Below are 11,080 nucleotides of genomic sequence, written 5' to 3'. Positions count from 1 at the left end.
CTATTACGGCGGCTGCGAATGGGTCGATGTCGCCGAGACGCTGGCGATCGAGCGCGCCAAGAAACTGTTCGGCGCGGGCTTTGCCAACGTGCAGCCGAACTCCGGCAGCCAGATGAACCAGGCGGTGTTCCTGGCGCTGCTGCAGCCCGGCGATACCTTCATGGGGCTGGATCTCGCCGCCGGCGGCCATCTCACCCACGGCTCGCCCGTCAACATGTCCGGCAAGTGGTTCAAGGCCGCGCATTACACGGTGCGGCGCGAGGACCAGATCATCGACATGGATGCGGTGGCCAATCTGGCCGAAGAGGTGCGGCCGAAACTGATCATCGCCGGCGGGTCGGCCTATTCGCGGCCCTGGGATTTCAAGCGGTTTCGCGAAATCGCCGACAGCGTCGGCGCTTATCTGATGGTCGACATGGCGCATTTCGCAGGCCTCGTCGCCGGCGGCGTGCATGCCTCGCCGGTGCCGCATGCCCACGTCACCACCACCACCACCCACAAATCGCTGCGCGGCCCGCGCGGCGGCCTGATCCTGTGCAACGACGAGGCGCTCGCCAAGAAGCTGAATTCGGCGATCTTCCCGGGGCTGCAGGGCGGCCCGCTGATGCATGTCATCGCGGCCAAGGCGGTGGCGTTCGGCGAAGCGCTACGCCCGGACTTCAAGATCTACGCCAGGAACGTGGTGGAGAACGCCAAGGCGCTGGCGGAAGCGATGCGCGGCCACGGCTTCGACATCGTCTCCGGCGGCACCGACAACCATCTGATGCTGGTCGACCTGCGGCCGAAGGGCCTGAAGGGCAACGTCTCGGAAAAGGCCCTGGTGCGCGCGGCCATCACCTGCAACAAGAACGGTATCCCCTTCGATCCCGAAAAGCCGTTCGTCACCTCGGGCCTTCGGCTGGGGACACCGGCTGCGACCACGCGCGGCTTCGGCGTTGCCGAATTCAAGCAGGTCGCAGGCTTCATCGCCGAGGTGCTGAATGCGATTGCGCAGTCGCAGGACGGCAAGGCGCCGCTGGTGGAAGCCGCCATCAAGGAAAAGGTGAAGGCGCTCACCGACCGCTTCCCGATTTATCAGTAGGACTATCAAAGAGGTTTTGGCCGGATGCGTTGCCCCAGCTGCAACAGTCTCGATACCCAGGTGAAGGACTCGCGTCCGACCGAGGATTCCGCCGTGATCCGGCGGCGCCGGGTCTGCGTCGCCTGCAATTTCCGCTTCACCACCTTCGAGCGGGTGCAACTGCGCGAGCTCACGGTGATCAAGCGCAACGGCCGCAGGGTGCCGTTCGATCGCGACAAGCTGGTGCGCTCGGTGCAGATCTCCTTGCGCAAGCGCCCGGTGGATCCCGAGCGCGTCGAGAAGATGGTCTCGGCCATCGTGCGCGAACTCGAAAGCGGCGGCGAGGCCGAGATTTCGTCGGAGGCGATCGGCGAGATCGTGATGGAGCATCTGCGCCAGCTCGACGACGTCGCCTATGTCCGCTTCGCTTCGGTCTATCGCAATTTCCGCGAGGCGAAAGACTTTGAAACCGTGCTCGGCGAATTGTCCGGCGAGGACGACGCGCGGATTGCCCTGTTACGCAAATGATCTTCCGCATCCTGGAAGACCAGTACGCGCAGAAATCGAAGGACGCCAAGGCCGCCGACCAGCGCTTCATGCAGCTCGCGCTGACGCTCGGCCGGCGCGGGCTGGGGTGCACCTGGCCCAATCCCGCCGTCGGCGCGGTCGTGGTCAGGGACGGAATCATTGTCGGCCGCGGCTGGACCCAGCCCGGCGGCCGTCCCCATGCCGAGCCCGAAGCGCTCAGACGCGCCGGCGAGGCCGCCCGTGGCGCCACGCTCTATGTGACGCTGGAGCCGTGCTCGCATGTTGGCAAGTCGCCGCCTTGCGCCGACGCCATCATCGCCGCAGGCATCGCGCGGGTGGTGTCGGCGATCGAGGATTCCAACCCCGAAGTAGCCGGGCAGGGCCATGCGCGGCTGCGCGCGGCCGGCATCACCGTCAACATCGGGCTTGGCGCCGTGGAAGCGGCGCGCGACCATGCCGGACACTTCCGGCGCGTCCGCGACAAGCGCCCGCATGTCATCCTCAAGCTTGCGGTATCCTCCGACGACAGAATCGCGGCGGCTGGCCACAAGCCGGTGGCGATAACGGGCGAAGCCGCCAAGGCGCGGGTGCATCTGCTGCGCGCGCAATGCGATGCGGTCCTGATCGGGATTGGCACCGTGCTGGCGGACGATCCGCTGCTGACCTGCCGCCTGCCGGGCATGGAAGCGCGCTCGCCGGTGCGGGTGGTGCTGGACTCGCGCTTGCGGATACCGGGCACCGGCCGGCTGGTTCATTCCGCCCGCGAGACGCCGCTATGGGTGATGGCGTCCGAGCTCGCGGAAGCGCCGGCCGCCATGAAGCTCGGGGCCGCGGGGGCGCAGGTGATCCGGCTCGCGCCGTCAAAAACCTCGCCGGGGCTTGATCCGGCGGCCGTGCTGCAAGCGCTTGCCGAGAAGGGCATCACGCGGCTTCTGGTGGAAGGTGGCGCGCGGGTGGCGTCGTCCTTTGTCGCGGCGGGGCTCGTCGACGAGGTCTGGCTGCTGCGCGGTCCCGATGCGATCGGCACCGACGGGATCACCGCGCTGGACGCATTGCCGCTGACCGCCATCTCGCAGTCGCCGGTATTGAAGGTCCGTGCAAGCGAAACGCTGCAGAAGGATACTCTCACGATTTACGAGCGCACTTGATGTTCACCGGAATAATCACCGATGTCGGCGAGATCGTCAGCCTGACGCCAACGGCGCAGGGACAGTTGCACCGCTTGCGCATCGCCTGCCGCTACGACCGCGCGACCATCGCCGACGGCGCCTCGATCGCCTGCAACGGCGTTTGCTTGACCGTGGTCGCCTCGGGCATCGAGGCCGGCAGGACCTGGTTCGACGTCGATGCCGCCGCCGAGACGCTCGGCATGACCACGGCGAAGCACTGGACCGCGGGAACGAGGCTCAATCTCGAGCGTGCGCTCAAGATCGGCGACGAACTCGGCGGCCATATCGTCGCCGGCCATGCCGACGGGATCGCGACCATCGTCAGGCGAGACGATCTGCCCGACATGGCGCGGTTCGAACTCTCCACCACGCGCGAACTGGCGCGATTCATCGCTGCAAAGGGTTCCGTGACGCTCGACGGCGTGTCGCTGACGGTAAATACGGTCGATGACACGGCCTTTTCGGTGCTGATCATTCCGCACACGCTTGATGTCACGACGCTCCGTGGCTGGCGGCAGGGCAGCGAGGTCAATATCGAGGTCGACCTGATGGCGCGCTACGCCGCGCGGCTTGCGGAAATGAAATAGGCTACAACGACAAATGTGTCATACGCGGGCTTGACCCGCGTATCCATCCTCTTAAGGAGATGGATTGCCGGGTCGAGCCCGGCAATGACGACATTTCCTGGATGAACAGACGATGGCAGACGCGCGGCGCGCACCTCTAAAGGACCAGACTGACGTCTCCGGCGCGCGCGCGCTGATCGTCGAGGCGCGTTTCTATGACGACATCCAGGACGCCCTCATGGAAGGCGCGGTCGCCGAGCTGAAGGCCGCCGGGCTCACGCATGACGTGATCACGGTGCCCGGTGCGCTGGAGATTCCGGCCGCGATCGCGATTGCGCTCGACGCCGCCGAAAGCACCGGCAAGCCCTACGACGCCGCGATTGCGCTGGGCTGCGTGATCCGCGGCGACACCATCCATTTCGAAATCGTCTCGATGGAGTCCTCGCGCGCGCTGATGGACCTCGCCGTGGTCAGACGGATGCCGCTCGGCAACGGCATCATCACCGTCAATACCGAGGCGCAGGCCTGGGCGCGGGCGCGCGCCCGCGAACTCAACAAGGGCGGCGACGCCGCGCGCGCGGCATTGGCCATGCTCCGCATCAAGCGCCGGCTGACGCGGATCTGATCATGGCAGAGAACAAGAAATCGAAGCCGGCAAAAGGTCCCGACAGGAAAGCCAACCGGCGCGGCGCGGCGCGGCTCGCCGCGGTGCAGGCGCTCTACCAGATGGACATCGGCGGGGCCGGCATCAACGACATCTTCGCCGAGTTCGAAAGCCACTGGCTCGGCAACGAGGTCGAGGGCGACACATACCTGCCGGCCGAAGCCGCGTTCTTCAAGGATATCGTTGCCGGCGTGGTGCGCGACCAGGCGAAGCTCGATCCGCTGATCGACGATGCGCTCTCGAAGGGCTGGCCGTTGAAGCGGATCGACGCCATTTTGCGCGCGGTATTGCGGGCCGGTTCCTACGAACTGGAGCACCGCAAGGACGTGCCCGGCCGCGTCGTGGTGTCGGAATATGTTGACGTCGCGAACGCCTTTGTCGAGGCCGAAGAGACCGGCATGGTGAACGCGGTGCTCGACCAGATCGCCCGCCAGTTCCGCGCCGACGAGTTTTCGCGGGGAGGCGGCTGACATGACTGCCCCCGGTGCAGGTGCATCCGGTGAGGACGCGTTGATCGCGCGCTATTTCAGGCCGCTGGCGACCGATGCCGGCGCGTTCGGTCTGGTCGACGACGCGGCGATCCTGAAAGCCTCCGGCGACGATCTCGTGGTGAAGACGGACGCCATCGTCGAGGGCGTGCATTTTCTGCCCGACGATCCACCGGACACCATCGCGCGCAAGGCGCTGCGGGTGAACCTGTCCGATCTCGCCTCCAAGGGGGCAACGCCTTGCGGTTTCCTGCTGACATTGGCGCTGCGCAAGGCCGACGACGCCTGGCTCGCGCCGTTCGCGCGCGGGCTCGGCGAGGACGCCGCACATTATGGCTGTCCGCTGCTCGGCGGCGATACCGTCTCCACGCCGGGTCCCCTGATGATTTCGATCGCGGCGTTCGGGCGCGTGCCATCAGGCAGCATGGTCCATCGCTTCGGCGCGCAGCCCGGCGACCGCGTGGTGGTGACAGGGACGATCGGCGACGCCTCGCTCGGTCTCGATATCCTCAAGGGCGGTGCGGCCGCGGCGGCCCTGGCGGATAATCCCGCCGCAAGGGACCTGCTGGTCGGACGCTATCGCGTGCCGCAGCCGCGCAACGCGCTGGCGCAGGCGATTCGCGATCACGCCAGCGCGTCGATGGATGTCTCCGACGGCCTCGCGGGCGACCTCGCCAAGCTCTGTGCGGCCTCCGGCTTATCGGCCGTGATCGACGCGCCGGGCATTCCCTTGTCCGCGCCGGCGGCAAGCTTGCTCGCGCGGGGCATTGTCGGCATCGGAACCCTCGTTTCCGCCGGCGACGACTACGAGATCTTGTGCGCGATACCAGAGAATCGGTTTGAGGCCTTCGCCCAGGCCGCGAGGGCAGCCGGGGTGGCGGTGACCCCGATCGGAACGGTTATCGCGGGTAAAGCGGCCCCAAGGTTTCTGGATGCGCAGGGCAGCGAGGTGCCGCTGCCGCGCCTGTCCTACAGCCATTTCTAGGATTTTGGCGGAAAGCTTCGATCTCGGCGCAAATACCTTCCGAAATCGACCGTTTAGGCCTTCCGCGGCGTTGCGCCCGGCATATGATTTTGGCATGGTCCCGCCGATTTCAGGCCGCCCTTTTGGGCAGGGGCGGCCTTCTTTTTATGCGCCCGCCGCTCCCGCGGCGATTGGCGTGGGGTGACCACAATCTGAGGCAGGTTCAATGACAGCATTATGGGCGATTGTGCTCTGCGGAGCGCTTTCCATCGTTTACGCCATCTGGGCGACGGCATCGGTCTTGAAAGCGGACGCCGGCAACCCGCGGATGCAGGAAATCGCGGCGGCGGTGCGCGAAGGCGCGCAGGCCTATCTGAAGCGCCAGTACATGACCATCGGCATGGTCGGCATCGTGATCTTCGCGCTGCTGGCCTACTTCCTCGGCACGCTGGTCGCGGCAGGCTTCCTGATCGGCGCGGTGCTGTCGGGTGCGGCTGGCTTCATCGGCATGAACGTCTCGGTTCGCGCCAACGTGCGTACCGCGCAGGCGGCGACCATCTCGTTAGCCGGCGGACTTGAACTTGCCTTCAAGGCCGGCGCCATCACCGGCATGCTGGTCGCGGGTCTGGCGCTGCTCGGCGTCACCATCTACTTCGCCTACCTCACGCACTTCCTGGGTCTAGCGGCCAACAGCCGCACCGTGGTCGATGCGCTGGTGGCGCTCGGCTTCGGCGCCTCGCTGATTTCGATCTTCGCGCGTCTCGGCGGCGGCATCTTCACCAAGGGCGCCGACGTCGGCGGCGATCTCGTCGGCAAGGTCGAAGCCGGCATTCCCGAGGACGATCCGCGCAACCCCGCCACCATCGCCGACAACGTCGGCGACAATGTCGGCGACTGCGCCGGCATGGCCGCGGACCTGTTCGAGACCTATGCGGTGACCGCGGTCGCCACCATGGTGCTCGCCGCGATCTTCTTTGCGACCTCGCCGCTGCTGGTGAACATGATGACGCTGCCGCTCGCCATCGGCGGCATCTGCATCATCACCTCGATCATCGGCACCTTCTTCGTCAAGCTCGGCGCCAACCAGTCGATCATGGGCGCGCTGTACAAGGGCCTGATCGCCACCGGCGTGCTGTCCCTGATCGGCGTCGCCGGCGTGATCTACTGGCTGGTCGGCTTCGGTCCGCTGGCTGGCGTGAAATATACCGGCATGGCGCTGTTCGAATGCGGCATCGTCGGTCTCGTCGTCACCGGCCTGATCATCTGGATCACCGAATACTACACCGGCACCGAATATCGCCCGGTGAAGTCGATCGCGGCGTCGTCGGTCACCGGTCACGGCACTAACGTGATCCAGGGTCTCGCGATCTCGATGGAATCCACCGCCGGTCCGGCGCTGGTGATCATCGCCGGCATCCTCGTCACCTACAGCCTTGCCGGCCTGTTCGGTATCGCGATTGCGACCACCACCATGCTGGCGCTGGCGGGCATGATTGTGGCGCTCGACGCCTTCGGCCCGGTCACCGACAATGCCGGCGGCATTGCCGAAATGGCGGGTCTGCCCAAGGAAGTCCGCAAGGCCACCGACGCGCTCGACGCCGTCGGCAACACCACCAAGGCGGTCACCAAGGGCTATGCGATCGGCTCGGCCGGTCTCGGCGCGCTGGTGCTGTTCGCGGCCTATAATGAAGATCTCAAATTCTTCATCGGCAACGCCGCGAAGTTTCCGTACTTCCAGGGCGTGGTGCCCGACTTCTCGCTGAACAACCCCTACGTCGTGGTCGGCCTGCTGTTTGGCGGCCTGCTGCCGTATCTGTTCGGCGCGATGGGCATGACGGCGGTCGGCCGCGCGGCAGGCGCCATCGTCGAGGAAGTGCGGCGTCAGTTCCGCGAAAAGCCCGGCATCATGCAGGGCACCGACAAGCCGGACTACGGCAAGGCGGTCGACATCCTGACCAAGGCGGCGATCAAGGAAATGATCATTCCGTCGCTGCTGCCGGTGCTGTCGCCGATCTTCGTCTACTTCGTGATCTTCGCGATCGCGGGCGGCGGCGCAGCCGGCAAATCGGCGGCGTTCTCGGCCGTCGGCGCCATGCTGCTGGGTGTGATCGTGACCGGTCTGTTCGTCGCGATCTCCATGACCTCGGGCGGCGGCGCCTGGGACAACGCCAAGAAGTACATCGAGGACGGCCATTACGGCGGCAAGGGCTCCGACGCCCACAAGGCCGCTGTCACCGGCGACACCGTCGGCGATCCCTACAAGGATACGGCCGGCCCCGCCGTCAACCCGATGATCAAGATCACCAACATCGTGGCCTTGCTGCTGCTGGCGATTCTGGCGCACTGAGCCCGATACGATCGAAGACAAAGACCCCGCGGTGCGAGCCCGCGGGGTTTTTTCGTGCTTCGGGATATCGTGGTGCGTCCACGTGCGACGAGCATAAGCGGGATGCTTCGTCGCTAGCGCTCCCTTGCGCAAATGCTTCGCGTTTGTCGCAGGCAATGACGGTCGTTACGGGCGGGGGCGTCCGCCTAGTTGAAGCTGAGCAGCTTGAACAGCGGCGCGAGGTAGCTGAGCTCCTGGCCCGAGGTCGCCGTGGTGCGGCTGATGAAGTCGAAGATCTTGCCGTCCTTCAGCCCGTAGTTGGCGAGCCGCTGCACCTGGCGATTCTTGTCGAAATAGATCGCGATGACGCGCTGGTCGACGACCTTTTGATTCATGAAGGCGACCGGGCGTTCGGAACGCTGCGAGATGTAATAGAACACCTCGCCGTTGAGTGTGGCGACCGTCGACGGCGTTCCCATCACGATCAGCACTTGGTCCTGGCTCGCGCCGATCGGGATCTGCTCGAGCGCGCCGGGTGGAAGGATATAACCCTTCTGGAACTCCTCGCCGGTGAGACAGCCGCCCAGCGTCGCGCAGAGCAGCGCGATGGCGGCGGCCGCGCGCACGCGGCGCCAGCGCGCGGGCAGGCAGCGCGGAGAACAGGCGCTTGGAGGTCTCTGGCTCGTCTCGGTCATTCCGGAAGTGGTCCCGTCCCCTTGCATCCCGCGAGGCGTTGACGTACCGGGCAGCACGCTGGATTGCAACAGGCGCGGGCTCCCAATACGGAAACCTTTGGGGCTCGCTTGCGGAACCCACAATGCTTTGGCCGTTCAATCACTTCAGGAAATCCCGGGTACCCCTGCGGGGCACCATTGAAGCCATCTATGGCATGATCGTGACGCAAGCGCGAGAACCGTTGTTTTATCGGGACTTGGGCGTGCCGGACACCGTTGAGGGGCGTTTTGATCTCGTGGTACTGCATTTGTGGATGGTCTTGCATCGGATGAGGGCGGTCGAGGGCGGCACGGTGCTGTGCCAGGCGCTGTTCGACCGCTTCTGCGAGGATATGGACGCCAATTTGCGCGAAATGGGGGTCGGCGACCTGACCGTGCCCAAACGCATGCAGGCCTTCGGGGAGGCGTTCTACGGGCGTACGGCGGCCTATGATCTGGCTGTCGCCGATAGCCGTGAGGCGCTGGGGCAGGCGCTGTGCAAGAATATCCTGGACGGCGGCCAAATCGAAAACGCGCGGCGGCTCGCTTATTATACCGAGGCGGCGACCGAGGCCCTGGCAGGGCTGGACGATGCCACTATCAAGCGGGCATCGTGGCGGTTTCCTTCGCCGGCGCGAGTGGGCGTACAGCAATGAACCGACCGAGCAGCACGATCGACAAGCCCGACCCCTGGCGCGTTCCCGTTCCGGTGGCGCAGATCCCGGAGACCGGATTGCACCGCGATATCGAAGCAAGCCCGGTCGAACGCGCGGCCATGGCCGAGGCCGGGGGCTTGCGCGAGATTCTGTCGGCGAATGCCTCGCTCGATGTCACGCCGAGCGGCGTGGGCCGTTTTCATGTCGGCGGCCGTGTGCGGGCGCGGATCGGGCAGACCTGTGTGGTGACGCTGGATCCGATCGAGAACGAGATCGATGAGGAGATCGACTTGATCTTCGCGCCACCCGAGCAAGTTCCCGAACTCTCCGATCTCGTCGATGACGCTGTGGAAAGCGACGTCGACATTCCGGATCCGCCAGAGCCAATCGTCAACGGCGTCATCGATCTCGGCCGGCTGGCGACCGACGCGTTGTTCCTCGGCGTCGATCCGTATCCGCGCCGGCCGGATGCGGTTTTCGAGCCGCCGGTCGAGGCCGCCGATCCCGAGGCCCATCCGTTTGCCGCGCTCAAAGCGCTCAAGCTCGAGCCCAAAACGCCCGGGGCGAAGAAGCCGAACAAGCGCTAAAGGGCGCCGGCGCGGGTGCGACGCCCGCATTGCAGCGCGGCGAGATGCCGGCTTGGGTCGAAAATCTAGCCTAATTCGTTGAATTATCTTGATTTAGTCCCACGAGCCGACTCCGCACCGCCGCGACTCGGCGTTCAAAAGAGAGCGGTCAAGAGGTTGTGTCGGGGCCGGGACACGCTATTGTCGCGGCCCGGCCGGGTGCAGCGTTGCGCTTCGCCGATCGCTGCCATCCATGGCGATTTCAGAGTTCGCGGCCGAAGCGCTTCTTGTCCGCAAGTCATCAGGTTTCCGGGACGTCCATGCCTCAGAAGGTTCGAATCGCGCTTGACGCCATGGGTGGCGATGTCGGCGCATCGGTCGTCATTCCCGGCGCCGCGATTTCGTTGACCCGGCATCCCGACACCGAATTTCTTCTGTTCGGCGATCGCGCGCTGATCGACCCGCAGCTCGACAAACATCCGGCGATGAAGGCGGTCTCCCGTGTCATTCATACCGATGTCGCCGTCAGCATGCACGACAAGCCCAGCCAGGCGTTGCGCCGCGGCCGCAAGTCGTCGTCGATGTGGCTCGCCATCGATGCGGTCAAGAAGGGCGAGGCCGACGTTGCGGTATCGGCCGGCAATACCGGCGCGCTGGCGGCGATGGCGCGGTTTTGCCTGCGCATGTTGCCCGGGATCGATCGGCCAGCGCTCGCGGCGATATGGCCCACGGCCCGCGGCGATTCGGTCGTGCTCGACCTCGGCGCCACCATCGGCGGCGACGCGCATCATCTGGTGGCGCTGGCGGTGATGGGCAGCGCCATGGCGAGCGTGCTGTTCGATCTCGAACGGCCCACGGTTGGCCTGCTCAATATCGGCGTCGAGGAAATCAAGGGCCGCGAGGAAATTCGCGAAGCGGCGGAGTTGCTGCGCGCGATGAACCTTCCCCAGCTGGAATATATCGGCTTCGTCGAGGGCGACGGCATCGGCAGGGGGGCCGCCGACGTCATCGTCGCCGAGGGTTTCAGCGGCAATATCGCGTTGAAGGCGGCCGAGGGCACCGCGCGGCAGATCACTGAATTCCTGCGCGGCGCCATGTCGCGCACCTGGCGCTCGCGGATCGGCTATCTGTTTGCGAAAAATGCTTTCAAGGCGCTGCGTGACAAGCTCGACCCGAGCAAGTCCAACGGTAGCGTGGTGCTCGGGCTCAACGGCATCGTCGTCAAGAGCCACGGCGGAACCGACGCCGAAGGCTTTGCCTATGCGGTCGATGTTGGCTATGAGATGGTCCGCTACGATCTCCTCAACAAGATCAATCAAATGCTCAATCGCGACAGCGCGCACGGATCTGCGCCGACCGCGCAGGAGGCTGTCTCGTGAC

Annotated in this window: 12 protein-coding genes; 11 read left to right on the top strand and 1 reads right to left on the bottom strand. The window is 65.5% G+C overall.

The features are described 5' to 3' along the window. The 8 genes from glyA to QZ213_RS17210 all read left to right on the top strand — a co-directional run. Positions 1-1,081, top strand: a 1,081-nt coding sequence (gene glyA / locus QZ213_RS17245) for a serine hydroxymethyltransferase (RefSeq protein WP_291687298.1), incomplete at its 5' end; no start/stop codon positions are given. Between the two features lie 24 nt (positions 1,082-1,105). After that, complete coding sequence (nrdR, locus tag QZ213_RS17240) at positions 1,106-1,588, top strand: transcriptional regulator NrdR (protein WP_291687297.1); 483 nt, start codon at positions 1,106-1,108, stop codon at positions 1,586-1,588. After that, positions 1,585-2,736 (top strand): bifunctional diaminohydroxyphosphoribosylaminopyrimidine deaminase/5-amino-6-(5-phosphoribosylamino)uracil reductase RibD, encoded by a 1,152-nt coding sequence (ribD, locus tag QZ213_RS17235; protein ID WP_291687296.1) that lies wholly within the window; start codon positions 1,585-1,587, stop codon positions 2,734-2,736. Before nrdR ends, ribD begins: the two co-directional genes overlap by 4 nt. Further along, positions 2,736-3,344 carry a riboflavin synthase gene (locus QZ213_RS17230; RefSeq protein WP_291687295.1) on the top strand — a complete coding sequence of 203 codons (609 nt, stop codon included), beginning with the start codon at positions 2,736-2,738 and terminating at the stop codon, positions 3,342-3,344. Before ribD ends, QZ213_RS17230 begins: the two co-directional genes overlap by 1 nt. A 112-nt stretch (positions 3,345-3,456) precedes the next feature. Continuing rightward, positions 3,457-3,948 (top strand): 6,7-dimethyl-8-ribityllumazine synthase, encoded by a 492-nt coding sequence (ribH, locus tag QZ213_RS17225; RefSeq protein WP_291687294.1) that lies wholly within the window; start codon positions 3,457-3,459, stop codon positions 3,946-3,948. Positions 3,949-3,950: 2 nt separating this feature from the next. Beyond that, the gene (nusB, locus tag QZ213_RS17220) at positions 3,951-4,457 is read left to right on the top strand and encodes a transcription antitermination factor NusB (protein ID WP_291687293.1); all 507 of its coding nucleotides are present in this window, start codon (positions 3,951-3,953) and stop codon (positions 4,455-4,457) included. Between the two features lies 1 nt (position 4,458). Beyond that, positions 4,459-5,460: a thiamine-phosphate kinase gene (thiL, locus tag QZ213_RS17215; protein ID WP_291687292.1), complete on the top strand. Its 1,002-nt coding sequence runs from the start codon at positions 4,459-4,461 to the stop codon at positions 5,458-5,460. Between the two features lie 205 nt (positions 5,461-5,665). Then, positions 5,666-7,786, top strand: coding sequence for a sodium-translocating pyrophosphatase (locus tag QZ213_RS17210; protein ID WP_291687291.1), 2,121 nt, complete (start codon positions 5,666-5,668; stop codon positions 7,784-7,786). Positions 7,787-7,971: 185 nt separating this feature from the next. Here QZ213_RS17210 and bamE read toward each other — a convergent pair whose 3' ends face one another. Continuing rightward, complete coding sequence (gene bamE, locus QZ213_RS17205) at positions 7,972-8,460, bottom strand: outer membrane protein assembly factor BamE (RefSeq protein ID WP_291687290.1); 489 nt, start codon at positions 8,458-8,460, stop codon at positions 7,972-7,974. A gap of 122 nt (positions 8,461-8,582) precedes the next feature. On the opposite strand from bamE, the gene QZ213_RS17200 reads away from it, so the two are divergent. The 3 genes from QZ213_RS17200 to plsX all read left to right on the top strand — a co-directional run bounded on the left by QZ213_RS17200 (position 8,583) and on the right by plsX (position 11,079). Further along, positions 8,583-9,134: a ubiquinol-cytochrome C chaperone family protein gene (locus tag QZ213_RS17200; RefSeq protein ID WP_291687289.1), complete on the top strand. Its 552-nt coding sequence runs from the start codon at positions 8,583-8,585 to the stop codon at positions 9,132-9,134. Beyond that, positions 9,131-9,721, top strand: a complete 591-nt coding sequence (locus QZ213_RS17195) for a DUF177 domain-containing protein (protein WP_291687288.1) — start codon at positions 9,131-9,133, stop codon at positions 9,719-9,721. Before QZ213_RS17200 ends, QZ213_RS17195 begins: the two co-directional genes overlap by 4 nt. Before the next feature lie 299 nt (positions 9,722-10,020). Then, the gene (plsX, locus tag QZ213_RS17190; protein WP_291687287.1) at positions 10,021-11,079 is read left to right on the top strand and encodes a phosphate acyltransferase PlsX; all 1,059 of its coding nucleotides are present in this window, start codon (positions 10,021-10,023) and stop codon (positions 11,077-11,079) included. The last annotated feature ends 1 nt before the right edge of the window (position 11,080 follow it).

Origin of the sequence: Bradyrhizobium sp. (assembly GCF_017881085.1) — a bacterium.
Lineage (GTDB): Bacteria > Pseudomonadota > Alphaproteobacteria > Rhizobiales > Xanthobacteraceae > Bradyrhizobium.
The sequence above is the reverse complement of the archived record's forward strand: the minus strand, read 5'-3'. Positions and strand labels throughout refer to the sequence as shown.